Origin of the sequence: Limosilactobacillus reuteri (genome assembly GCF_002254085.1) — a bacterium.
In the GTDB taxonomy this organism is placed as follows: domain Bacteria; phylum Bacillota; class Bacilli; order Lactobacillales; family Lactobacillaceae; genus Limosilactobacillus; species Limosilactobacillus reuteri_K.
The window spans coordinates 12,960-39,484 of the sequence record NZ_NGPY01000007.1 but is presented as its reverse complement, the minus strand read 5'-3'; the positions used below and the strand labels follow the sequence as shown (position 1 = coordinate 39,484).

The 26,525-nt window shown below is 39.0% G+C and carries 18 protein-coding genes and 1 pseudogene; 14 read left to right on the top strand and 5 right to left on the bottom strand.

Annotated features, from left to right (window positions below):
• Positions 1 to 150: 150 nt before the first annotated feature.
• Entirely contained in the window at positions 151 to 1,131 is a 981-nt protein-coding gene (locus CBG10_RS01860) for a polyprenyl synthetase family protein (RefSeq protein WP_094511468.1), read from the bottom strand.
• Between the two features lie 80 nt (positions 1,132 to 1,211).
• On the opposite strand from CBG10_RS01860, the gene CBG10_RS01855 reads away from it, so the two are divergent.
• Positions 1,212 to 2,111, top strand: a complete 900-nt coding sequence (locus CBG10_RS01855) for a prenyltransferase (RefSeq protein WP_035153225.1) — start codon at positions 1,212 to 1,214, stop codon at positions 2,109 to 2,111.
• Positions 2,112 to 2,172: 61 nt separating this feature from the next.
• Here CBG10_RS01855 and CBG10_RS01850 read toward each other — a convergent pair whose 3' ends face one another.
• The 4 genes from CBG10_RS01850 to CBG10_RS01835 all read right to left on the bottom strand — a co-directional run bounded on the left by CBG10_RS01850 (position 2,173) and on the right by CBG10_RS01835 (position 6,454).
• The gene (locus CBG10_RS01850; protein ID WP_094500871.1) at positions 2,173 to 2,916 is read right to left on the bottom strand and encodes a cyclase family protein; all 744 of its coding nucleotides are present in this window, start codon (positions 2,914 to 2,916) and stop codon (positions 2,173 to 2,175) included.
• A gap of 17 nt (positions 2,917 to 2,933) precedes the next feature.
• Positions 2,934 to 4,073: a 5-methyltetrahydropteroyltriglutamate--homocysteine S-methyltransferase gene (locus tag CBG10_RS01845; RefSeq protein ID WP_094511466.1), complete on the bottom strand. Its 1,140-nt coding sequence runs from the start codon at positions 4,071 to 4,073 to the stop codon at positions 2,934 to 2,936.
• Positions 4,074 to 4,496: 423 nt separating this feature from the next.
• Entirely contained in the window at positions 4,497 to 5,198 is a 702-nt protein-coding gene (ubiE, locus tag CBG10_RS01840; protein ID WP_094511465.1) for a bifunctional demethylmenaquinone methyltransferase/2-methoxy-6-polyprenyl-1,4-benzoquinol methylase UbiE, read from the bottom strand.
• 20 nt (positions 5,199 to 5,218) lie between these two features.
• Complete coding sequence (locus CBG10_RS01835; RefSeq protein ID WP_094511464.1) at positions 5,219 to 6,454, bottom strand: MFS transporter; 1,236 nt, start codon at positions 6,452 to 6,454, stop codon at positions 5,219 to 5,221.
• 118 nt (positions 6,455 to 6,572) lie between these two features.
• Between CBG10_RS01835 and CBG10_RS01830 the strand changes: the two genes are divergently transcribed.
• From CBG10_RS01830 to CBG10_RS01765, 13 genes and pseudogenes are all read left to right on the top strand, one after another.
• Positions 6,573 to 7,451, top strand: coding sequence for a metallophosphoesterase family protein (locus CBG10_RS01830; protein ID WP_094500877.1), 879 nt, complete (start codon positions 6,573 to 6,575; stop codon positions 7,449 to 7,451).
• A 145-nt stretch (positions 7,452 to 7,596) separates the two neighbouring features.
• On the top strand, positions 7,597 to 7,866 hold the full coding sequence (gene rpsN / locus CBG10_RS01825) for a 30S ribosomal protein S14 (RefSeq protein WP_003667006.1): 270 nt from the start codon (positions 7,597 to 7,599) through the stop codon (positions 7,864 to 7,866).
• Positions 7,867 to 8,096: 230 nt separating this feature from the next.
• Entirely contained in the window at positions 8,097 to 8,789 is a 693-nt protein-coding gene (locus CBG10_RS01820; RefSeq protein WP_020843138.1) for a hypothetical protein, read from the top strand.
• Positions 8,790 to 8,859: 70 nt separating this feature from the next.
• Complete coding sequence (locus CBG10_RS01815) at positions 8,860 to 9,522, top strand: serine dehydratase beta chain (RefSeq protein WP_094511462.1); 663 nt, start codon at positions 8,860 to 8,862, stop codon at positions 9,520 to 9,522.
• Positions 9,523 to 9,531: 9 nt separating this feature from the next.
• Positions 9,532 to 10,413: an L-serine ammonia-lyase, iron-sulfur-dependent, subunit alpha gene (gene sdaAA, locus CBG10_RS01810; protein WP_094500881.1), complete on the top strand. Its 882-nt coding sequence runs from the start codon at positions 9,532 to 9,534 to the stop codon at positions 10,411 to 10,413.
• Between the two features lie 99 nt (positions 10,414 to 10,512).
• Positions 10,513 to 11,076 carry an alkyl hydroperoxide reductase subunit C gene (gene ahpC / locus CBG10_RS01805; RefSeq protein ID WP_003675595.1) on the top strand — a complete coding sequence of 188 codons (564 nt, stop codon included), beginning with the start codon at positions 10,513 to 10,515 and terminating at the stop codon, positions 11,074 to 11,076.
• A 13-nt stretch (positions 11,077 to 11,089) separates the two neighbouring features.
• Positions 11,090 to 12,757 (top strand): FAD-dependent oxidoreductase, encoded by a 1,668-nt coding sequence (locus CBG10_RS01800; protein ID WP_094511460.1) that lies wholly within the window; start codon positions 11,090 to 11,092, stop codon positions 12,755 to 12,757.
• 684 nt (positions 12,758 to 13,441) lie between these two features.
• The gene (locus tag CBG10_RS01795) at positions 13,442 to 18,469 is read left to right on the top strand and encodes a mucin-binding protein (protein ID WP_094511459.1); all 5,028 of its coding nucleotides are present in this window, start codon (positions 13,442 to 13,444) and stop codon (positions 18,467 to 18,469) included.
• A gap of 255 nt (positions 18,470 to 18,724) precedes the next feature.
• Positions 18,725 to 19,609, top strand: coding sequence for a glycosyltransferase family 2 protein (locus CBG10_RS01790; RefSeq protein ID WP_094500889.1), 885 nt, complete (start codon positions 18,725 to 18,727; stop codon positions 19,607 to 19,609).
• Between the two features lie 313 nt (positions 19,610 to 19,922).
• On the top strand, positions 19,923 to 21,971 hold the full coding sequence (locus CBG10_RS01785; RefSeq protein WP_094500891.1) for an SP_1767 family glycosyltransferase: 2,049 nt from the start codon (positions 19,923 to 19,925) through the stop codon (positions 21,969 to 21,971).
• Between the two features lie 525 nt (positions 21,972 to 22,496).
• A pseudogene (locus CBG10_RS01780) lies at positions 22,497 to 24,047 on the top strand (IS1182 family transposase); the annotation flags it as partial.
• A 386-nt stretch (positions 24,048 to 24,433) separates the two neighbouring features.
• Positions 24,434 to 25,378: a glycosyltransferase family 8 protein gene (locus tag CBG10_RS01770; RefSeq protein ID WP_094511456.1), complete on the top strand. Its 945-nt coding sequence runs from the start codon at positions 24,434 to 24,436 to the stop codon at positions 25,376 to 25,378.
• Between the two features lie 109 nt (positions 25,379 to 25,487).
• A complete protein-coding gene (locus CBG10_RS01765; protein WP_094500897.1) occupies positions 25,488 to 26,501 on the top strand; it encodes a sugar transferase in 1,014 nt (337 codons plus the stop codon).
• Positions 26,502 to 26,525: the final 24 nt, after the last annotated feature.

Genomic DNA, 26,525 nt, shown 5'->3' with positions numbered 1-26,525 from the left:
GCCGTATTCAGACAAAACTAGGCAACCAAACTCCACTTCAATATGAGCAGAATCTAGTTGCCTAGAAAAATATTTATTCAATTTTAAAGCAAGAACATACAGGTTCCAACTTTAAGGGTACACGTCAGAATTTCCTTAGTCTTATCTTTTTTAATTTACTCTCGTCAATAACTTCTTTGCTACCAACTTCAACATCTTTCGAGTATGCTTATCTGCTAATTCATCGATTTCGGTTTGCGCTTTTTGTGTAAACTTAGTAGCAATCTCTTGTGCCTGTTTAACACCGCCATGAGTGATAACAATCTTTTGGACTTTTTCCATATCTTCAATCGTCATTTGGTGTTTCTTGGCAAGTAACGGTTCTAATTCATGTCGGTGATTTTGCAAGGTTAAAAGAAGGGGAAGAGAATAAACACCAGTTGCTAAATCCTCCAAAACAGGTTTGTTAAGGCGTTCATCCCCCGAATAATCAAGAATATCATCCAATATCTGGAAGCTGATCCCGATGTTTTGCCCAATTCGTTTGGCTAAGTTGATAGTCCGACGATCACCATGACCAAAATAGGCTCCTTCTTCAGCGGCAAGACTAAAGATGGCGGCTGTTTTGCCGTTTACATTGCGATAATAATCGAGTAATGATTGACTGAGATCAAAGCGATTATCCATCTGTCCCAGTTCTCCAGTAAGAATCTTGCGCATCGTCCGGGCGTTTCGTGTCAGATAGGGAGACCCGGTCATCGCTTCTACGAGGAGGTCGAAAAAGATAGTGAAAAGGAAGTCTCCGGTATAGACGGCTGTATCTTTACCAAAAGCGGCTTGGACACTGACGGCTCCGCGACGCTTAGGTGAATCATCAATAATATCGTCATGGATCAAAGTAGCCATGTGTAAAACCTCCAGGGAAGAGGCAATTTTAATTAGTTTTTCTTGCTCATCGGCAGTTTGATGATTGACATTTGCAAATAAAAGGAAAAATGCTGGGCGAAGATATTTACCGCCATTTGAAGCCATCTGTTGCAGGGCATCGTGTAGTTGGGGATTTTTAATTGTAATCCTGTCATTAATTGTTTGATTTACTTTACTTAGAGCGTTATTAATCGCCGGATAGGTATGGAAAAAATGTTGTTTCATTAATCGATAATTCCTTTGTTATGGTGTACCATCTATATTGTACCGAACAACTAAGGAATTATGAAAGGAAAATTTACTAAATGTCGTTAAATGTTTTTTTGGAATTAGTAGAAATTAAGGCCAAAACTGCTAGTATCTTACCGATGCTCCTCGGGGTTTGCCTTAGTGTCTATTATTATCATTCACTAAATCTGCTAAATTCAGTTCTGTTTTTCATCGCAATGCTATTATTCAATATGGCGGTTGATATGATGGATAATTATAATGATTATAACCATGCCATTGATACCGTTGATTATAAGAAAAATACAAATATTATTGGGCGGGAAAATATTTCACCGCGTTTAGTTCTCGGCCTCTTGCTTGCCTTTAGTATAGTAGCCGGCTTAATCGGAATCTATCTAGTTACCCGGGTTGGCCTTCCGTTGCTATGGATGGGAATCTTTTGTTTTGCGATCGGCATTCTTTACTCTTCTGGTCCTTTCCCTTTATCAGGGTTGCCAGTTGGTGAATTTGCCTCGGGATTTACAATGGGGTTCATGATTACCCTTATTTCTGTCTTTATTAATGTTGGCCCGCAATTTACATGGTCCTGGGCAAATATCGGGGTCGTCTTTCTCGTTGCTTTACCGGATGAATTGTGGATTTCCAACCTATTATTAGCAAATAATATTTGTGATGCGGGTGAAGATGAAGACAATCGCCGTCATACAGTTATTCACTTTATTGGGCAGAAAAATGGTCTATATGCGTTTGCTATTAAGAACGTTTTAGCATTTTTAGCTATTATTTTCGCCGCGGTTCTTCATTTCACGCCATGGACAGTCTTGTTAACCTTATTGATTATCCCATTTGTGGTTAAGCAAACAAGAATGTTATTTGCTAAGCAAGTTAAGAAAGAAACATTCCCATGTGCAGTTAAGATACTATTAATTGGCTCACTGGTTCAAGTCGTAACGTTTGCGATTGGGCTGATATAAAAGAAAGCAGAGTTAAAGGAGATTTGTTCAAAGGTCTCATTTAACTCTGCTTTTTCTAATATTAATCGAAAATTGCATATGCGCGAACGGGAAATCCTGGAGCCTTTTCAGGTTTTGCAACTGAAATATTAATTACAGCACCAGTTGTTGGTACCTGATCCAAATTATCCAATAATTCAACCTGGTAGTGGCCATGAGACAGGACATAGTATTCGCCAACTAATCCATTTTGCTGTTTAGTTGCTGTGTCTGTATCAAAAGTCTCATGCCCATTTGCAGTAGCGTGGCGCGTCTCATAAATATACTTTAAGGCTTCTAGTGACCATCCAGGATAATGATTCTGACCATTTTTATCCTTATTTTCAAACTTTTCTTGTGATGGCCAGCGTTTTCCCCAATCAGTACGAAGAGCAACAAATGATCCTGCTGGAATGGGTCCATTTTGTTTTTCCCAATCTTTAATATCCGCAACTGTTAGGCTAGCATCTGGGTTGGTTGCTGCCTTTTGATGATAATCAATGATGACTAATGGTAAAACAAGATCTTTGAGTTCTAGATCCTCGACATAGCGATCATCATCCTTGTAAAAGTGAACTGGCGGATCAATGTGTGTACCATATTGTCCAGCAAATGTATATTCCTTAACGAAAAAGCCATCTGCATGAGTGAAAATTGTTTCAAATTTTGCGGGCTTGAATGATGGAAATCGCGGACTAGCTGGGCCAAAAGTATGGGTAAGGTCTACCCAGTGTTTTTGCTTAAGTTTAGCGATTAGCTCTTGTGTTGATGATAATTGTTGAGTCATATCTTTTTCCTCCTTATTTAACCCCAAACTTCTTTAGCAATATCTTTAATTAGTGCAATCTTTGCCCACTGTTGTTTTTCAGTCAGGATATTTCCTTCTTCTGTTGAAGCAAAACCGCATTGTGGACTTAAACAAAGCTTATCGAGTGGGTGAAACTTAGCTGCTTCATGAATACGGTTAATTATTGCTTCACGATCCTCAAGCTGGCCGGATTTAGATGTAACTAGTCCTAATACGACATACTTATCATTAGGTACTTTTTCAAGTGGCTCGAATCCGCCAGCTCGTTCAGTGTCATATTCTAAATAAAAAGCAGTTACATTTTCTTTGGTAAAAAGTGGATCAGCAACTGGACCATAACCGCCAGTAGCAGCCCATGTTGAATGGTAATTGCCGCGACAATCATGAGTATTAATAGTTAAATCGTGAGGCTGGTCAGAAATAATAGCATTATTTAGTTCGACAGACGTCTCTTCTAATTTCTCAAGTTGTTGAATATTAAAACCAGCAGATTTGATATGTTCAGGATGTTGGGCAAAATCAGCATATGCTGACCAGGTGCAATCATCTAACTGCAATGTCCTACATCCAGCTGCATATAGATCGGCGATTACTTGGCGATAAGCAGTTACAAGGTCTGCCGCAAAAGCATCAAATGACGGATAATATTTATTGACACTAGCAATGTTTTCTGGGCGCAAAAATTCAAAGAAGGCTTGAGCAGGCGAAGGGATTGTTTGTTTAACCTGCGTGCCAGTACTAACATGGTCACGTGTAAATTTAAAATGCTCAACAAAGGGATGATTATTTCCGCTTACTTTACCGACTAACTTTGCCGTTTCCGCTCTTGTTGTTTCATCGTGAAACTCATATCCTGCATTAGAAGTTGACTGTTCAATTCCCTCCAATCCCCAAATAAAGTCGAGGTGCCACCAGCTACGACGGAATTCACCATCAGTAACGGCGTGTAAACCGGCTTCTTCTTCTTTCTTAATTAAGTCAATGATAGCTTTATCCTCAATTGAGGTTAATTCTGCTTTTGTAATTTGTCCCGCCTGATATTTAGCGCGAGCTTCCTTTAATTCTTTTGGGCGTAAGAAACTGCCAACAATATCAAAGCGAAATGGTGATGTAGTTCTCTTAGCAAATTCAGTCATAATAGTGACTCCTTTCGTGAAATAAAAAAAGCCCCTAGAACTAACTTGTTAGTTCTAGGGACGCGTAATGATTAGACATCGATAGCGTGTTACCACCCTATTTTAGCTTGACCTCACAGCCAAACTCTCTACAAGTACTCCAAGGGAATACCCAGGTGTTATAACGTACACCAACCCGTAAGCTGCTTACAAATAGCTCACAACTTTCATCGCTCCAAGACCATCTTCACTGACTTAGCCAACGCTGCTTCCCATCATCCGCAGTTCTCTGGAGAAGGCGACCATCAATTACTCATCTTTTCATTGCGGTTATTAAATTGCTTTTCAGTATATTATAATCATTTTTTAATGTTTTCAATATTCTTTTTTAATAATTTGAAAAGGAGCGAGATAGTCATGAGTGACTCCTACCTCGCTCCCTTTCTATTTATCGCCAAAATGTAATGCAGCTGCGCCAAAGTTCAATGGTTGGTAATGAACTTCCTTAAATCCGGCTGCCTTCATCATCCGCGCAAGTTGATGGGCAGAGACGAATTGTTGGCTGGTTTTCTTTAAATATTGATAATCGCAATAATGTCCACCAGCTAATGAAGCTATCAAGGGAAAGGCTGTAAAGTAAGCTTTCCAGCCGACTTTAATAATGGGATTAGTCGGCTGCGACATTTCCAAGCTAACGAATTGCCCACCTGGCTTGAGAACCCGGTAAATCTCGCTGAGCGCCTTATCTGCATCTGGGACATTTCGTAAGCCAAAGCCAATGGTGACGATATCAAAGCTATTGTCATCAAACGGCAACGCCATGGCATCCCCTTGTACCAAGAAAAGATTACCAATCATCTTTGTCTTTTCTTTAGCGATTTCCAACATTTCTTTATTAAAATCAAGTCCGGTTACTCGTCCAGCAGAGATCCGCTTAGCTATGGCAATTGCGAGGTCTCCCGTTCCACAGCAAACATCTAAGGCGTTATCGGTAGGCTTAATTTGAAGCTGGTTAAAGATTTCGTGTCGCCATATTTTCTGCGTTCCTAGACTAATCACATTGTTTAATAAGTCATAGCGGGGGGCAACCCGGGAAAATAAGTTATTTACTTCGTGTTCATTTAATAATTTATTTGTTTGAACCATGATTTTCTCTTTTCTGTAAATTATTCTGTAAGTTGCTTCTTTGGTCTAACTAACATCACCAAGATAAAGTTAAGCAGGAGAGTCAAACCAGTAATGACAAAGACCATTTCATAACTGGAAATCCCCGAGATGAATGATCCAAGAATTGATCCTAGCACTGCACCTGCAGCCTGGAAAGATTGATTGTAACTAAAGATCCGGCCGAATGCTTCAGTTGGGACGTCAAGGGTTAAGACCGTTTGGGTAGCAGGCATTAACGCCGCGTTTGCCAAACCAAGCAAGAAACGCCAGAATGCCAAGGCCCATGGAGATTTAGTAATGGTCATGGGGATAAAGAGGATAAAGGCCGTGAGAATCCCAATCTGTAATACTTTTTCTGGTCCAATCCGGTCCATCGTGTGACCAACCTTTGAAGCGGCAAGCAATGTTCCTAAGCCGGGCGTAGCAGCAACAATCCCAGCGACAAAGGCAATGTTGCCATGGCCGCCCATCAATTGCCGAACATACAAACTGATAATTGGGTCAATTGACACGGTAGAAGAAGTAACAATCATTGTGGTTAAGAACATAACGAAGATCAATGGTGGATTATCCAAATTATGAATTATCTCTTTCATTGGCTTCATCGCTTCTTTTTTAATTGGGGTGAAGTGTTCTACCGTCAGTAACCACGTACTGAGAAAGACACAAAACATTAGTGCTCCGGTGATGAAAAATGGGATTCGGTAGCCAAACAATCCTGATAGGAAACCACCAAGCAAAGGACCAACCAAATTGCCGGCCACCCCCGCAGTAGTCATCGCTGACATTACCCAGCCTGATTTATTATGCGGTGTTTCCCCAGCCATTAAAGCAGTAGCGTTATTAATGTAGCCAGAAAAGACTCCTTGAAGGAACCGCATGCCAATAATCATCCAGACACTTTGGGCAAATCCAATTGCACAGATTGTACAAGCCATTACTCCCGATGCACGCATACACATCAGTTTTCGTCCTTTGCGATCAGCTAGACTGCCCCAGAACGGTGAAACAATGGCTTGACTAATGAAGGTCACCCCAAATGCTAGTCCGGAGTAAATGTTGAGCTGAAAACGCGTAAAGTTTCCTAATTCTGCAATAAAAAGTGAGACAAACGGCATCGTCATCGAGTAGCCCATCCCGGTGATGAACGCGCCGAGCCAGAGGGTGTAAAAAGTTCGGTGCCAACCGTGAGGAAATTTTCCTCTTGCGACTTCCGAATCCATTTTAATTATCATCTCCTAAAATGATTTATTCATAAAAGTATATTGTAACAAAATAATTTGTAATGTGGGGAATCCTTCCGAAAATACAAATTAATTTAGCATTCCTTTTAGAAAATTTGCTAATATATTAATGAAGATAAGAAAGGGGAAATCATCTGTGAAAAAGAGGATTGCAGTCTTTTCAGATACGCATGGAAATTTAACAGCGTTGCAGGCAATGTATCGCGATAGTATAGCACAACATGCTGATGAATATTGGTTTATTGGTGATTTACTAATGCCGGGTCCAAGTGTAAAACCAATTTGGGAAATTTTACAAGAAATGACGCCGACAGTAATTGTACGAGGGAATTGGGATGACCTAGTTGTGCGTGGTGCTCGCGGGATGATGGATATGGAACGTCCTTCCCACATTTACTTTGCGCGGTTAGCCCAGTACGTTGCAGAACATGCCCCCGACGGAATGGTTGATAAGATTGCAAGTTGGCCGATGCACGTGACGAAACGCGTGGGTCCCCTTAATTTTGGTATCTCCCATAACCTGCCGTGGCTTAATATGGGCCAAGACCTTTTTCCTACGCAAGCGAGTGAGAATTTTGATAAGTTATTTAACGTCGCTGGCGAACCAGTTGATGTTGCCATTTATGCTCATGTTCATCATGACCTTTTGCGGTATGGGAATGATGAACGCATGGTTTTAAATCCCGGAGCAATCGGCGAACCATTCAACCACTGGCAACCTCTCCAGCGTGATTTGCGGGCTCATTATCTAATTTTGGAAGTAGACGATATTGGTTTAGCTGAAACTAGCTTCCGTCATATTGGATATAGTCGCGATCAGGAAAAACAAATTGCCGATAAGAGTGATTTGCCATACCGTGACCTTTACAAGAAGATGATGGTGACGGGGCGGGCTTATACCCACGATGACGAGCTCTTAACTGAATATAATAATCAATATAATTATGCTGACGAATACCGTAAATACGCGAAAAAATTAAATGGTTAAGAAAAGTCAAAAAGTAATGCAAAATCCTTGTATTTTTTGTAAGTATCAGCGATAATATTAAAATGAAAAGAGTTCGCAGATGTTTTAATTTTAAATAGTAATTGTATAGTAGATAAAGTTTTTAATATAAAAGGAGAACTACTTAATGGCAAAAAAGTCAAAGATTGCTAAATTACATCACCAAGAAGCTTTAGTAAAGAAATACGCTGAAAAGCGCAAAGAATTAAAGGCGAAGGGCGACTACATCGGTTTATCCAAACTTCCTCGTAACTCTAGTGCGGTTCGTCTTCACAACCGTGACCGTTACGATGGCCGACCACATGCCTACATGCGTAAGTTTGGAATGTCACGGATTAAGTTTCGTGAACTAGCACACAAGGGTCAAATCCCTGGTGTTCGTAAGGCTAGTTGGTAAGTCAAATCTTATTTATATGGAGTTGTCGAGAAATATTCTTCTCGATAGCTCCTTTTTTGAATAATGGACGAAAATTAAGACTAATAATAGCTTAATTACACTTTGCTCAAACCGGCGAGCAGGTAAATTTTTCGATAATCTTCTAAAAAATTGACATTTTAGCTTCGTTCGCGATCAATAACTGCTATACTAAGAATAGTAGACGAGTAAAGTCGGGCGGTGGAAATCTAATGAACGAAAAAGTAGTTTTTGATCAACTAAGTAAAGATGTAGCTGATCAAGTACGTGTAAGGCAAACATATAAATACTTTAATGGGACTGATCGTTCTAAAGGCCTTTATGATGAAGCGATTAGAATGGGGGAGGATGTCCTTCAAGAGCATAAAGAGGGATATAATGAACCACAAGCAATGGTCGACCTTGTTGATCAAGCGATTTATAATTCGCGAAAAGCATTAAATGGTCAGCAAACGGATAAGCATTCTTTGAAGATGCAATTATCACGAGCAGGTCAGTTCTTACGAAGCCAGGAGTTTACTGGTTTACCTATTAAGACACAACAATATTGGGAACGTGAGATTGCAGCAGCCCATAATATTGAAGTGGCTTCAAATACTGATCAAGCCTTAGCTAACAAGACAGCTATTAAGGTTGCGACAATGTTTGATACAATGGAACAGATGCGACCACAATTAATGAAAGAGGCTGCTCAGCAACGGGCAGCGCGGGCTAAAAAGGCTATGGCGGCACGGAAAGAGGCTGAAAAAGAACGGCAAAAGCGTGAAGCTATTCTCGCTAAACAAAAGGCTCTCGCTGAAAAAGCTGCCAAAGAAGATCGAAAAGAAGAGAAGAAACCAAAGAAAAAATCTGGTGGTCATCGTGGCTTCTGGTCATTTCTTGGCTTTCATAAAAAGAAAAAGTAATTATAATGAAGAGGTTGAGAAAAACTTGAGTTTTTTCAACCTCTATTTTATTTTTTAAGGAAACAACAACATGAAAAATAACTATAAAAGTGTTTTTGACATTATTGGACCGGTAATGATTGGTCCTTCTAGCTCACATACTGCGGGGGCGGTCAAGATTGGCCGAATCGCAAATAAGCTTTTTGGCACGGTTCCACCTAAAGTAACCGTTCACTATTATGGGTCTTTTGCCCAGACGCATCGTGGTCATGGCACAGACTATGCAATTGCGGCGGGCCTGTTAGGATTTTTGCCAGACGATTCGCGAGTTCCAGCGGCGCCAATGATTGCTCGTCAAGGGGGAATGGACCTTCGTTTTGTTGAAGAAGCGGGTGAAAGTCCAATTCACCATCCAAACACAGCTATTCTTCAAATGACTAGTGACAAGACGAGGGTAACAGTTTCTGGCTGTTCAATCGGTGGCGGAGCAATTGAAATAAGAGCAATTAGCCTCGATGGAGTTGATATTTTGCCAGCAGGTCCCTTACCAATTGTTATCTTTCGTGATTATAGTAAACAGATGGCCAATGCACTGGCAATTAATGCTGATTTGGAAGAAAAAGCACCATTTACCCGGCGGCAAGTATTACGGGCAGATGATTGTGATATTTATGTTTACGATATTAAGAAACCAATGCAGCCAGCGACGATTGCTTATTTTGAAAAGAAGTATCCGGCTGCAATTTGTCTTTAGGAGAAAATGATGTATCAAAGTGTTAAAGATTTAGTGCAAACAGCAGAGACGCAGCGAAAACCGCTATCAGAACTAGTGATTGAGGCAGAATGTCATGAATCCGGTCTTAAGCGAGAAGAAGTTTGGCAACGGATGCGAGCAAACTTATTGACGATGCGGGCTGCAATTAAGCAAGGTGAAAATGAGCTGGGAGTTCGATCGAAAACAGGTCTAACTGGAGGCGAGGCGATTAAGCTGAAAAAATATCGCGCAAAAGGAAAGACCCTCTCTGGTGATATTATGATGGCTGCCGTGGAAAATGCGATCGCAACTAACGAGGTTAACGCAGCAATGGGAGTCATCTGCGCGACCCCGACCGCTGGTTCATCCGGGACTCTTCCTGGCGCTCTTTTTATGTTAGAACAACGATTAGGCCTTAGTGAAGATCAGATGATTCGCTTCTTATTTACTGCTGGTGGATTGGGCTTAATTATTGCCAATCATGCGGGAATTGCTGGCGCGACAGGTGGCTGCCAAGAAGAAGTTGGTTCAGCATCGGCAATGGCTGCCGCGGCGGCTGTTGAAGTAGCGGGTGGTACTCCCGAACAAAGCAGTCAAGCATTGGCAATTGCTCTTAGTAACTTGTTAGGCTTGGTATGTGACCCGATTGCCGGTTTGGTAGAAATCCCTTGCGTTAAACGAAATGCGATTGGAGCTGGAAACGCATTGATTGCAGCCGATATGGCACTCGCTGGTTGTACGAGTATGATCCCGGCCGATGAATGTATTTCTGCCCTTGATAAGGTTGGCCGGTCAATGCCAGTTGATTTACGGGAGACAGGACTCGGTGGACTAGCTGGAACCCCAACTGGACAGGCGATTAAGGCGAAAATCTTCGGCAAGGAAATTTAATCTTTTTAGAATTATTCTAAAATCACTTGCAAATTAGCATAAAAAGGTTATACTAAGAGTTGTAGTTAAGAATGATTCTAATTTAAGGAGAGGATATACATGAACTTTGTAGGACATGAAATTGAAGATTTTAAGGTAAATGCTTATCATGATGGTGAAACAACCGAAGTATCCAAGAAGGATGTTTTAGGTAAGTGGAGTATTTTCTTCTTCTACCCAGCTGACTTTTCATTTGTTTGTCCAACTGAATTGGAAGCTTTGCAAGATAAGTACGAAGACTTCAAGAAAGCAAATGCTGAGATTTACTCCGTTTCTGAGGATACCGAATTTGTCCACAAGGCATGGGCTCAGGCTTCTGACAAGATTGGCAAGATCAAATATTCAATGCTTGCTGACCCAGCTGGTAAGTTAGCCCGGATGTTCGATGTTCTTGACGAAGACGCTGGTCAAGCATACCGGGGAGTCTTCATTGTTGATCCTGATGGTATTATCCAATCCTACACAATTAACAACATGGGAATTGGTCGAAGTGCTGATGAGATCTTACGGACACTCCAAGCTGCCCAATTTGTTCGTGAACATGGTGACCGGGTCTGCCCAGCAAACTGGAAGCCAGGCCAAGATTCAATTAAGCCAAGTCTTGATCTAGTTGGTAAGCTTTAATTTGGTGAGCTAAATGGCAGAACAACATTTATATGATTTAATCATCGTTGGTGCTGGACCAGCGGGATTATCTGCTGGTTTATATGCTGGACGTGCAACCCTGGATACGTTGATTTTAGAAGGAGATACTGTCGGCGGTCAGGTAACAACGACCTCGGTAGTCTACAATTATCCAGCTGTTGAAAAAGTCGATGGTACCCAATTGATGAACCAGATGCAAAGTCAGGTAGCTAGCTTTGGGGTTGAAATTCAACATGATGCGGTTGAAAAGTTTGATCTTACTGGTGAAGTTAAGACATTGATTGGCAAGAGTGGCCAAAAATATACTGCCCGAAGCGTAATTATTGCGACTGGTGCTAATCCTAAAAAGGTTGGTTTTCCCGGTGAAAATGAATTCCGTGGACGGGGAATTGCTTATTGCTCAACTTGTGATGGCGAACTTTTTACTGGCCTTCAAGTCTTTGTCGTTGGTGGCGGATATGCGGCCGCCGAAGAAGCTGACTATTTGAGCCGCTTTGCCAAGCACGTTACTGTTTTAGTTCGTGGGGATCATTTTGCGTGTCCAGTATTGACGGCTAAGCGTGCCTTGGATAATCCTAAAGTCAGTGTGGAATACAATACTGAGGTAAAAGAAGTTAGTGGGGATGATTACCTTACTACTGCTGCCTTGGTTAATAATAAGACTGGCGAAGAGACAGTTTACCATGTCGATGATGGTGACCAGACATTTGGGATGTTCATTTATATTGGTACGCAACCAGCAACGAAAGCATTAGCTAATATCCTTGATTTGGATGATCGGGGCTATATCATGACGGATGAAAATGGTAAGACAAACATCGATGGCGTTTATGCTGCTGGGGATGTTATCCATAAAAATCTTCGCCAGATCGTGACAGCTGCATCCGATGGGGCGGTTGCTTCTACCGCTGCAGAACGATACATTATTTTACAAAAGGAAAAGCAAGGTATCCCCATTCATGCAGAAACTAACAAAAAGCCTGCTAAGACCGTGGGGCAGACGAGTGAACTTAGTCAACAAGAAAACACTACGCCGCATGAAGGAAATTGGCTGCCAGCTGAGATTGACCAACAATTGCAGCCAATCTTTGCCCGTTTAACTAAGGATATTAAACTCCAAGTGTTAACCAATGGGACAGAGCTTAGCAATCAGTTAGTTAGCTTTGTTGAAGAATTTGCTTCACTTGATCAGCACCTGCAGATGGAGACTAAGCCGGCACCAGCGGACGTAAAGTACTTACCACAATTACGCTTGCTTGATGCGGATGGTAATGATACCGGCTTACATTATGCAGGGATTCCAACTGGTCACGAATTAAACTCCTTAGTTCTAGGTGTCTACAACGTTGCTGGTCCTGGACAAACAATTGCACCAGAAATGGTAGAACGAATTAAGAAACTTGCGCCGACTAAGATTCGGATTGGCGTTTCCTTAACTTGTCATTTCTGTCCTGATGTTGTTGCGGCTTGTCAACGGATGGCTTCTCTGAATGCGGGAATTACTGCCACGATGATTGACCTGCAACATTTCCCAGAATTACGGAAAGAAAAGAAGATCATGAGTGTTCCAGCGACGATGATTGATGATGACCCAGTTATTTTTGGAAGTCAATCATTGGAAGAACTAGTTACGGCAGTTGAAAAACATCATCAAAATTAAGAGAAACGAGGATTTGAAGAAGTGAAAGCTCTTTGATCCTCGCTTTTTATTTGCATAGAGAAGAGGGCCTTCATATCAATTGATAAATACAAGCCACCCAATGATTACTGGTAAATACTTAAACTTTTTATTAATGACAATCGAAATCAAAATTTAACATTTCTGAAACAACTGGGATAGAAAACTTCATTTATCAGCATTAAGAGACAGCGAAATTCGCAAAAAAGCTTAAAAACGGCAAAAAACATCAACTTATGTATTGAAATTTATCTAAATCCTGTTATTCTATAAATGTGGATAAGTTATAAAATTTATCACATGGTAATTATTATAACAATGCGGAGAGCAAGGGTTTATTGCAATGACTTAACGCTTATGCAATGCTTGCTTAATTACTTACAGTAATACTCGATGCATTGTCTAAAAAAAACTGCCTTACAATAGTGGTGTTGTAAGGCAGTTTTTTTGTATGCTAATTTTGGATCATTTATCAGCTTGTAATTATAATTGGATTGTTCTATTATGTTTGTAGATTGATGCTTAAGCCACATCTATCAACCATCGATCAATAGAAATTGCTTGTAAAATTTTTACTATATTTTTCCCTATTGATTAATAGTTAACCTTTTTTATTAAAGAGTTGATCAGTAAAAATTTACTGGTTGATTTTAGGAGGAGTTTATATTGACTGCAAAGAATAATCAGGTTGAACGGTTGACAAAGAATATGCCGATAACGCAGCGCTTTGCATTACGAAAGCTTAGTGTTGGGGTAGTATCGGTTTTATTGGGAACAAGTATTGCTCTTGGCCTTAATGGTGAGACCGCCCAAGCCGATACAAGTGCTAATCGAATAACGCCCCAGCCGGCTGCTGCTCAAACAACACTACCAGCTGTTGTTTCCACAAATGATAGCCAATCAAATATCAATACAACGACATCAACTAGTAAGGAGCTAGCACCAACGACACCGGTTGATGAAACTGCTTATACGGTAACAAATGTTAAAGCAGCATCTGAACAGGGAAACGGGACTGATCACACTGGCCGGACTAATTTGACCTTTGATCTTGACCTTGACATTGCTAACCATGAGATCAAATCGGGAAATTACATTAATGTTTCCATGGGAATTCCATATCAGCTGACGGCTAATGATCAGCAGCACATCTTGTCCTATGGGGGTGGGGCAAGTCAAACAATGCCAATTAACATTAACTATCAAGCTACTAGTGGGGAAAGCTATTCAACGGTGATTGGTTACATGCGGCCGGTTGCTGCTAATAATCGGTCATATGCCATTAGCAGCCCGAACTCACAAGTTGTTAAGGATTTGCAAGATGTAACCTGGGAAGCATCACAAAATAATAATACCCTTGGTAGCAACGGTAATGGCGGGTCCAACGATTCCTACCAGATCGTCTTCAATGATGAGTTAGAAAATATTAAGACTAAGTACGGTAAGAATAACCTTTCTTTGGCACGCTTGCATTTTAACTTGACGTGGCACAATATTACTGGTTTTAATCTGGATGAGGCACCGTTAGATACGCGCTATTTCCATCTTTATTCCAGTACAGCAACGGCACCAACAATGCTTGTTCCACAAAACGACATTCAAATTGGCAATCGCCGGTTTACTAGTGGTTTTAAGATTCCAGTTGAGGCTCAGGTAAGGCCTGCTGATAACTTTAATCAAACTATTATCCCACAAAGCAGCAGTGAGTATGCTGTTCATACTTGGTACTATAATCAACAAACTAAGACATGGAGTATCGGTGATGAAGCTGTTCGTTATCCTGATCATGAAGAAACAGTTGCCCTTGCTGCTCAGAGTGAAAGCGGGGTTAAATTAGGAAAGCATTTTACGATTACCGTTACTAAACCTGCTGACAATGATCAGGTTGATTACCAGTTTATTAGTGCCACAGGGGTCAAAAATGCGCTTGAAAAGAGTATCGTTTCCCACTATAAAGACTATGATCTAGACCCTGTTATTGATGCCTCTAATACCTATGTTACCCGCAAAATGATCTCCACAACGGCTCCAGCAATTACGGTTAAAAGTACAGATTCGAGCGATGGATTGACGAGAACCTACGATGTAATAGTTGCAAGTGATTATGTAGGTTTTAGAAAAGATACTGGCATTGGCCTAATTAGTTGGCGACCAAAAGATTTAAGTGGCGTGCTACCACCTGCTAATATTAATGACCCTAACGCGGATCAAATGTTTACTAAGGGTTATTATCAAGGGGTGGCTTTAAAAGATACCGCTTTACAAAATTATCTTGAGCAACACCCCTGGAAGTTAACGGTTACTAACGATCAAGGACAAGAACTAGTCAATCAGGAAGCGGGCTATTACCTTCAGCCATATGTTTATTGGAATGATACTACTAGTAACAGTGGAATTCTAACTGGAAAAGTAAATAATGTTGAAAACCAACAAGTTAACGAAACGATCCACTATGTCTACAAAGATACTGGCAAGGAAGCGGCGCCAACTTATACAACTAAGTTAGTCTTTGCCCGGATTAATGATGATGGTCAATGGCTTGCCTGGACACCAGCTAATGATACATTTGCGGTTGTAGATGTTCCGGCAATTGCTGGTTACCACGCGGTCGATGAAGGTGGCAATCCAGTTAAGGCAATCGCTGCAATAACCGTTAAGCATGATTCACCAGATATTGATATCACTGTTTACTATGTGGCCGACCCACAAGTACTTACCTATACTGTCATTGATAAAGATACTCAAAAAGTCTTAGAAAATCAGGTTCCATTAGCGAACGGTTTAAGTGATGAACCATTGCCAACTGATACTGCTGCTAAGTATCAACAGGTAATTCAAGGGTATCAAGATAAGGGCTATTACCTAGTTTCTGCCGATAAGTTACCCGCTACTTTTGATGATAATCCGAATGTTAACCAAAACGTAACAATCTATGTTGCTAAGCGAAATCAATTGCATAGCGAAGAACGGACCGTTACGCGAACAATTTCGTACTATGACAAAGATACTGGAAAACAACTCGATATTCCACAGGTTAAGCAAGCGGTTAAATTTACTCGGCAAGCAGTAATTAGTGGCCAGGATGGCTCCCTTCTTGGCTATAGCCTTGACGGTAAGCAGGATAGTCATGGCAACTACCTTGTTGAAGAGACAAATGGTGACAAGGCCTGGACTCCCGCTACTGGTGAATGGGCAGCTTCGACCAATCCGATTTTAACAGAAAAAGGTTATGGACTGGCTGAAGACACAAATGGCCAAGCTTACCCACTTGTTGCAGAAGGCCACCCAACTGCTTTGTCTGGGGATGAAGAAGTAAAAGTCTTTTATCCAGAAAAAGTAATTGTCACTAACGAAGAATTACCAATCAAACGGACAATTAATTATGTTTATGCGAATGGACCACGAAAAGGTGCCGTTGCTGCTCCAAGTGTTCAGCAACAAGTTACATTTACCCGTCCTAATAAGGTTAATCAAGTAACTGGTGAAACAAAAGTAGGTGAATGGACGACTAAAGATGATCAATTTACTGCTGTTAATTCACCGGCAATCGACTACTACAACCCGAGCCAAGTAATGGTCGCAGCCACGCAAGTTAAACCAGGCGATCCTGATATTACGGTCACGGTAGAATATAAGACCGCTCCTAATGCAGTTACTTATACGATTATTGATGATACTGATGATAAGACATTAGTTGATCACCAGTCCTTAACAAGTGGCTTTGCAGATGAAGCATTACCAGCAAGTGCAACCGCTGCTTATCAGGGAACTATTGATCATTATCGGCAATTAGGCTACACGATTGTGAGTGAAGATAAGCTGCCAAGCAAATTTACCCATATTGACCAAAATGTAGTTGTTCATATCTTAATGAAGAATAGCTTACAGGTGGAACATCAAACAACCACGCGGACAATTACCTATTATGACCGTACCACGGGTAAACAGATAATGATTGAAGGAATTACTGAACCGGTCATCCAACAGGCTACCTTTGCCCGGCAAGCAATTGTAGCCGGCCCTCACCACCAAATCATTGGTTATACGTTGAATCAACAACGTGATCAGAATGGCAATTACCTGGTTGAAGTCTCACTCGCCAATGCTGATCAAGCATGGAAATTAGAAAGGGGCGGTTGGCCAGCATCGCCAAATCCAGACCTGCAAAAGTATGGGTATGCGGCTCCGAAAGATATGAAGGGCAATCTGTATCCAGTTGTGGCAAGTGGTCAGCCAACTGCATTAATGCCAAGTGAAAGTGTCAAAGTATATTATCAACCGCGGCTGACATCAAAAGAAGAACAGGTGCAATCATTACGGACCATTCATTATGTATATGCAAATGGTCCACGAAAAGGTGAAACGGCTGCTCCCGATGTTCAACAAGTAGTAACTTTTGCTCGTTTATTAACGACAAATGAGGTTACGAAAGAAGTTAACCGGGGCGAGTGGCAAGTCTTGCAGTCGGAAACGATTAAGGATAGTCAAGCAGTAATTGAAAGTGATCCAACGAGTTTTGCGGCGGTAGCTTCACCATCAATTAAGGGTTATACTCCAGATCAAACAGTGGTTGCTAATGAGCTTGCTAGCCAGGGCGAACAGCCGATTGAAGTGACGGTAAGTTATACAACTGAACCTCATGAAATTACTTATTCCGTAATTGATGATGCAACAGGGCTAACCCTTATTAATCATGCGCGATTAGGATCAGGCTATGCTGACGAACAATTACCACTTGCAATGCGTGAAGACTATCAAAATGTCAGTGCCCATTATGAGCAGCTTGGCTATAAACTGGTTAGTCAGGAAACATTGCCAGCGACATTTGCTGACCATGACTTAAATGTAATTGTTCACTTAACTCATGGAACAGAAAGGGTCACTGACCAACGAATAATTAATGAAGATATTCGCTATGAGTTTGTTGAAGGCGGAATAGCAGCTCCTTCATACCAAGCTGCGCCGATTGTTTTTACCCGCCATGGATTAGCAGATCAAGTAACGGGTAAAACTAGTTGGGAGTCATGGGAACCGATAAGTGATCACTTTACACCAGTTGTTTCACCACTAGTTGCTGGCTATACCCCTTCAGACCAGCAAATTGATGAACAATATGTGACGGCAGATAGTCAAGACCTTCATTTTATTGTTCTATATTCTAAAGATCTGGTTAAACCGCATCCAACCCCTGACGAACCGGATGTGCCAGTAACGCCAATTGTGCCGGTAACACCAGTTAATCCAGAAAAACCAGCTTCATCGTCAAGTGCCGGAAGTACGCCTGCCCAGCCAGATGAACCATCGCAGTCCGACACACCAAGTTCTTCAGGAAGCGCATCAACGCAACCAAGTGAGACACCTAAATCGGATGGACCAACATCATCGGCGGTTCCAAATTCGGAAAAACCAACTACACCGACAAGTACGGCAACAGGAATAAATTCAACTCCAGCCAAGGCAGTAAGTGTTGCTGGCGAATTCCCAGTGAATGAAATGCCTGTCTCAGCACCAGTAACCGTTCATGCGGTAAAGAGGGATGTTACACCGACTATTGGCAAAAACACTTCCTCAACTGTATCCCAAAAGTTACCGCAAACGGGTAATCAACACCAGAGTATTTGGCGAGTAATCCTTGGCGCATTCCTTGGATTGTTTGGAATTAGTTTAGGGAAGAGAAGAAAAAAGAATAGATAGGTTTAAAGTTAGAAAAGACCTTATGATTTTTGAGCTAGTAAAAATCATAAGGCCTTTTTTCATGAAAGAAATTTTAATTGACTAAAATTTTCCTTAAAAAATAGAAAACGCAAGAATACTCGCGTTATACTTTAAGTGACTAACCCAAAGTAAAGGACGTTCTTACGCAATGAAAAGTGTAAAACAAATTTAAACAGAAAATGATACTAAAAACTAATTTTTCATAGCCTATATTATAAGGAGGAGCAACTTAAATTGGAAGAGAAAATTTCGGTTATCATTCCCGTATATAATGATGAAAAATACTTAAAGCAGTGCATTGAGAGTGTCTTAACGCAAAGCTATCGTAATTTAGAGGTTATCTTAGTAGATGATGGGTCAACGGATGCAACTCCTGCAATCTGTGAAGACTTTCGTCGACAAGATGATCGTATTCGGGTAATTTATAAGCAAAATGAAGGTGTTGGCGCAAGTAGAAATACTGGCTTGGCAATGGCAACTGGTGACTATATTTTGTTTATTGATCATGATGATTGGCTACTAGAAGACCATATCCAGAAATTATATGATTTATTAAAAAAGAATCAGGCAGATATTGCAATTGGGAATTTTAGTGGTTTTTTGGAGGAGAAAAAAGTATTTTTGTTTTATATTAATGAAGGGCAATATTTTGAAAAAAACTATACTCCTTCAGAATGGTTTGAAATAGAATATGAGTCGGAATATAATTTGAGCCAAGTCTTTGTTGTTCCATGGGGTAAGTTATATAGAGCAAGCTTATTTAAGAATATTGTTTATCTAACTGACACTAAGGTAGAAGATGATTTAACAACGTGGAAAGTATACCTGTTAGCCGATAAGATTAGTTATCAAAATGAGCCAAGCTATGTCCATCGTGTGATGAGCGAAAGCGTTACCGGGCACGTTAATCAGATTGATGTTTACCCACTTGAAGCTGTAACAGAAAGAATTGCTTTACTTAAACTTTTAGGGATTGATACTACGAAAGAAGAAAAGGCGTATTACTGGCGCCTTATTCTTTGTCGGGACAACGCTTTAAAAGAAGGAAATGTTATTAAATATCGCGATGCTTTGCAAAAAATTGCTATTTTACAAAAATTTCATAAAATGTCAAACTAATCTAATAAGCAAAGTAAGTGAAGTAATCCTACACTAGAATTAGCAAGGGGATTAACTACTTTTCGTCTTATATTGGCGTATAATTCAATTGGGATTATGAACTTTATAAGTGGTGGAAACTTTCAAAGTCAACGTCTGTAACGTTTTAATGGGTTTGATGATCGGTAATTATTTATTCATTCATTAACTTAAAAAGTTTGCTGAAGTTATTAAGACTGGATAGTATCTCTGGTCTTTTTTAGCATTGCAATCAGGGGAGAGAATTGGTATACATTAGATAATTGTTTTGAAATACGAAAAGGGGATAATAGCAATGAAAGTAATAGTATTAAATGGGGACTGTGATTATTTAAACCAAATTGAAACAACTATTAAATCGATCATGGTTCATAATCAGGATGTCAAAATTTACGTGATTAATCCAGATATTCCGCATGAGTGGTTTGTCAATTTAAATTATTATTTGAAACAGGTAGGAGCAGAGATAGTTGATAAAAAAGTTGATCCTGAGCTTCTAGATCAAATGCATTCCTCAAGAAATCACATCAGTACGGCTGCCTTTGGGAGAATCTTAATTCCAAAGTTAATATCGGAAGATAAGGTACTGTATCTGGATTCAGATATTATTGTGGACGCTAATTTAGATGCTGTTTTTGCTATTGATTTTGGAGAAAACATGCTTTATGCTGTACCAGATTTTTATGGTCCTCATAAGTTTGATGAACAAGGTTATGTTATTGATGATGAAATTGGCGAATATAATACTGGTGTGTTATTAATAAATAATAAACGATGGCGAGAAGAAAAAGTAGCTGATAGATTATTAGAAATGGGGAAAAATGATAACCTGGCTAATGGGGATCAAACGATTATTAATGATTATTTTAAAGGACGGATTGGTCAACTAAACCCAAGATATAACTATCAGATAGGATATGAACTTAATGGTGCACTTCACACGCATATCTTAGAATCATTAAAAAAAGTTGTTGACCCGCAGATTATTCATTACATTACTAATGATAAGCCATATAATTTACTTTCAATAGGGAGTTTAAGAGATAAATGGTGGGATTATTGTAATTTGGAATGGTCTGAAATTATTAATATGGGTAGAGCCAATCAATATAAAGAGAAAAAATTAATTTTTGATGGTGAAGCTTTTGTCTTTACAAATGTTGCAGAAATTCAAAATATTGAGCAATTGATTAAGAAACTCCCTAATATCCATTTTAAGATTGCTGCTTATACAACAATGGCATTTTTACTAATCAAGTTAATTGCATATGACAATGTTACACTTTACCCTAACATTTTAGAAAAAAGACTTAATAAAGTAATTAATCAAGCAGATGTTTACTTAGACATTAATTATGGCCCTAAAGCTGATGAAGTTGTTGAAAGGATTGTCCAAAAAAATATTCCAATCTTTGCTTTTGAACAAACTAAATCGCCTGACTTGAACTACGATAATTATCAGGTGTTTCACGATGATCAAGTTGACGAGATGGCAACGGCGATCAATAATACAATCAAAACTAATCCAAAATCTAATATTGAAGTTAAAGATGTTAGTGAATCACTAGACTTAATTTTAGAAAATAGGAAGTCTGTTGTTCGCTTTGGAGATGGGGAATTTGACTTAATCAGGGGTGATTCTATTCCATATCAAAATTATGAACCAGACCTAGCTGAAAAATTGAAAAAGATTATTTTGCGCGGAAACTTTAATAATACGTTAGTCTGTTTACCAGATGTATTTAAAGATTTGAATCGTTACAATCATTATGCGGAAGACTTTTATAAATCTATCTTTTTCCCTAAAAATGATCATTTCTTAAAAGAGATTGCCCAGACTAATAACTGGTATGGGTCGACCTTTATCTCGCGCCCTTACATTGACTTGGTTGATAAAAGTAAGAGTGCCGCGACTTTTACAAAATTAAAACAGCTTTGGCAGGGACGGGACCTTTTGATTGTTGAAGGAGCCTTGACCAGGTCTGGAGTAGGTAATGACCTCTTTGCTGATGCAAAGTCAATCAAACGAATCCTTTGTCCTGCTAAAGATTCATACCAGCAAATCGATCAAATTGAGCAGGCAATTAGGACTAATGCAGAGAATCGGTTGATTTTATTAATGCTTGGACCAACGGCGAAGGTAATTGTTGATGACTTACAGGACCTAAGTAACCAAATGATAGATATTGGTCATGTTGATTCTGAATATGAATGGTTCAAGATGGGTGCTACTCACAAGGTGAAATTGGCAAATAAGCATACCGCCGAATTTAATTTTGATGAAGACATTTCAGCGGTCCATGACCAGGTCTATCAAGATGAGATTGTAGCAAGGATTGAATGAAAACAATAGCATTGAGTTGTAGATTAGTCCAGACTGAGACCACGCTAAGGTCAATCTATACCCACAATAAAAACGTAAAAACATATCTGTTGGGCTAGTTCATAATAAAAACCATTATTCGTAAAATATATGCCAAGATTATAAATTCTAACTTAGGGTGTGGGGTGTATTTTCTTTAGCTTTGTGTTAATTCAGTTTTGAAAAATAACTTTTGATTCGCAAGTGCAGCTTTCTAAGTTGACGACTATTTTGCTGTTCTGCACTTTTTATGTTTAAACGATATAGCGTCCATAAAAGATAGTTTTCCTGTTCGAGTTGGTAGATGAGCTTTTTGTCAACATGACATGGTTAAAGACTCCCTTTTAGTTTAGTCACTTAAAGTCTAACTGTGTTAGGATTTTTTATTAAGTATTACGAGGCTGGGAAAAAACTCCTAGTCCAAAATAAAAACCGGATGATGAATTATTCAAAAAATTCATCATCCGGTTTTTATGTACACAGGAAATCGTTCCTGATATGATGTAATTACCACAAAATCATATTGCGCGACTAATTAGTGATTTTGTCGACTCGATTCCACAAGATGTGCTATTAGAAGATTCAGGAGCGGCTACTGGCCGCCCTTCATCGCATCCAGCAATTATGCTTAAGATTCTCTTGTTTGCCTACGCACGTCAAACTTATTCTGGAAGAAAGATTGAAATGATGTTGGATGAGAACCTGCCAATGCGTTGGTTAGCTCATGATTATACTTATAGCTACCATACCATCAATAACTTTCGCCGCAGTCAGCACGCTAGTAAGCTAATTAAACATGCCTTTGTCTACTTTACCGTGGCTTTGAAAGATCACGGACTAATTCAAAATGATGCAATTTTTATCGATGGGACCAAGGTAGAAGCCGATGCCAATAAATATTCATTTACTTGGCGACGGGCAGTTGAAAAGTATCATGCTAAGTTAAGAGAAAAGACAAGTAAGCTTTATGAGGAACTAGTAGAAAAGCAAGTGGTGCAAGAAATGGCACCGGAGCTGGTTACTTCCGCCGAAGGCATGGAAGTAATGGAACAAGAACTGGCGGAGAAAATCACTAAGTTAGATGAAGAGATTAAGCAAGAACCAAAAATCATCAAAGGTGGTTCAGTTAGAAAACGGCGCCGTCGTTTTCTAAAAAAGCTTCGTCACCAATTAAGCAACGACCTAATTCCGCGTGTCAAAAAGTATGAACGTGCTGAAAACATCTTCCAAGGTCGTAATAGCTATTCCAAAACTGACCACGATGCGACCTTCATGTGTATGAAGGAAGATCCGATGATGAATCGGGAGTTGAAGCCCGGCTATAACCTGCAAATCGCTACCCATAAGCAATTTATCCTTGATTACGGGCTGTTTTCAAATCCAACTGACACCAGGACCTTAGTGCCATTCCTTACTCAGTTTCATGCTTTAGATTTCTTTGAACATGCAGGCTATGGTAGTGAGTACCATTACACAATGATTCTTGATCGGTTTGAAAAGCAGCCGGTTATTCCATACACCACCTATCAAAAGGAACAGAAACGTAAATTTAAAAACGATCCAACTAAATCACAAAATTAGCAGTATAATGCCGAGGATGATTACTACATCGATCATTTAGGAGTTCGCTTTGGTTTTTATCGCTACAGTAAGTCCACTGATAAGTATGGTTTTAAGCGCGACTTTAAAATCTATCGTGCTGATAAACATCAACTATCAGTCAAATTATATTATAAAGCTAAAGTTAAAGATGCCCTCTCAAGTGACGAAGGAAAGGCAATTTATCGTCGACGAAAGTTCGACGTTGAGCCAGTCTTTGGTCACATGAAGAGGGATTTTGGCATACGCCGAACTCATCTCCGTGGCCAACGGGCTGTGGAAAATGACATGGGGCTAGCCCTGATGGCATTAAATCTAACGAAATTTGGCCAATCAATTAGTCGATTGGAGACTAATTTCATAAATAATTTAAAATCCGGACTACGATTTTTGGATCGATCAAAAATCATAGTCCGGATTTTACTGTTAGAGAATCAAGAATTAATAGTTAATTCCTAGCCTCTTTAGTAGATCTTGTATTATTATTCCATTTTTGATTTACTTTTCTTGTGATAAAATTAATTGTGTTAATGGGTGAAGTTAATTGCATTGCTTCATCCATGATATATAGTTTTAAAGATTATAAGGGTGATAATTATGGAGAACAGTAAAATAATTGCAATGGCATCAGATGTTAATTATCTAGAGCAATTGGAAACAGCAATTAAGTCAATTTTTTATCATAATCGTAATACGAAGATATATATAATTAATAGTGATATTCCGCAAGAGTGGTTTAACCATATTAGACGAAATCTCTATTTAACTAACAATAGTATTTTTGATAAAAAATTGATGAAAGCATATTTAAGTACTTAGCAACTCCTTATTTTTACGTGAGTTATATGACATATGCTCGATTACTAATACCACAACTTATTCCTGAAAATAAAGTTTTGTATCTTGATAGTGATATCATTGTAAATGATAAGTTAGATTCGTTGTTTAATATTCCATTAAAAGATCACTATGTTGCAGCAACTCCTGATCCTTTAAGAGGATTTAATGCTGGGGTTATGTTGATAAATAATCAATTATTTCATCATAATCCGCATAAAGTAAAGCAATTATTTAATGTGAGTCAGAATAAAGAAAATGCTCAAGCAGATCAAACAACACTAAATATTGTGTTTGGTGATACTTATCTTAAGCTTTCTAATCAATATAATTATATGATTAGTGGAGAACAATATCTTACCTATAATTATAAAGACTTAAGAGAAAAACATGTGGTTCGGTTGAATAATGTAACTAATCCCAAAATCATTCATTATGCTGGGGGAGATAAGCCGTGGAGTCTTACTTCTGGAGGTTTAATGCGTGATATTTGGTGGCAATATAGAAATTTGTCATGGGAAAATGTTTTATCACGTCGTCTATTAGAACCAGTTAGGCCTAAAAGCAAGGGTGAGTTTTTTACTTTTACACCTACAGATGATTTGTTTAATATTAAGTCGTTAATTAAACAATTATCAGAGTATACCTTTAATATTGCTGCTTGGGTTCCCATGTCATCAAAATTAATATCATTACTTGAATATCCTAATGTGCGTCTTTATTCACGGGTATCAGAGGGTAGGGTACAACAGTTAGTTCGAAAATGTGATCTTTACTTAGATATTAATAGCCTTAAAGAAGGAGGATTTTCAGATAAGTTTAGTTATCTTGGAAAGCCAATTTTCAGTTTTGCTAGTGTTGCTCGACCAAATAATCACCAAAATTATCATGTCTTTGCGGATAATGATATTCACGGAATGGTAAAAGCTATAAATAAAATATTTAATGGTTAAAATTTATCCAGTAATTGTTAGAGGTAGAATACGAGTTAACCTAAAATTGTTTCTTATAAATTTTGTGATATCTAATTATAAATAGTATTAGTACCTTGGAGGAATTATAGTGACAGTTCATATTACAAATCTTTACGGATTTAGCTATAAAAGTACAGCGCAAATTGCTCAAAATCAAACAACTAAAATTGCTTGTGATCAGTTAGGTTTTAAGGAATTGGGAATATATCATTATGATAGTTCACAAGAATCTTTTGAACATTTGCAAGCACGGTTTGACGGAATTATTGCTTCAGTGGCGTTTGGCGATACTGTTATTTTTCAATCTCCAAGCTGGAATACCATTGATTGGGATATAAAATTTATTGATCATTTAAGTGCATATCAAGTTAAAAAAATTATCTTTATTCATGATGTAGTACCTTTAATGTTCCCAACTAATCGTTACCTGTTACCCCAATTTATTGATTATTATAACCGTGCAGATGTTCTTATCGTTCCTACCCAAGAAATGGCAGATTTCTTGAAAGAAAATGGTTTGACAGTTAATAATATTGTTTTACAAGAAATGTGGGATCATATTGCTGATGTTGGATTTTTTCCTCTCGCAGAGACTAATGAAAAAGTAATTAATTTTGCTGGAGATCCTTCAAAGTTTAAATTTGTAAATCATTGGAATTTTTCAGGGACTCCCCTTCATGTCTTCTCTGACAAAAAAACATGGATTGATAACCAAAATATAGTTTCAATGGGGTGGCAAACAGATAGGAACCTTCTTAGCAAACTTCGTATTTCTGGTGGATTTGGCCTTTTGTGGGAAGCAAATCCTTATTGGGCTCAATATATGAAGATGAACGTTTCGTATAAACTAAGTACATATTTAGCCGCCGGGATTCCAGTAATTATTAATAAAAACGCTGCTCAAAGTAAGTTGGTTCAACATGAGGGAGTAGGTATTGTAGTTTCCAGTCTTGATGAGGCTGTTGAAATAGTACAAAATTTAAACGATCAAGACTATAATAAAATGATAAAACGAGTTAATGATTTTGCCGAATTAATTCGTGGTGGTTTCTTTACTAATAGAGCATTAACTGAAGCCATTTTCAAATTACATTGTCGATAATTTTAAAGTAATGAGGGAAAAAAC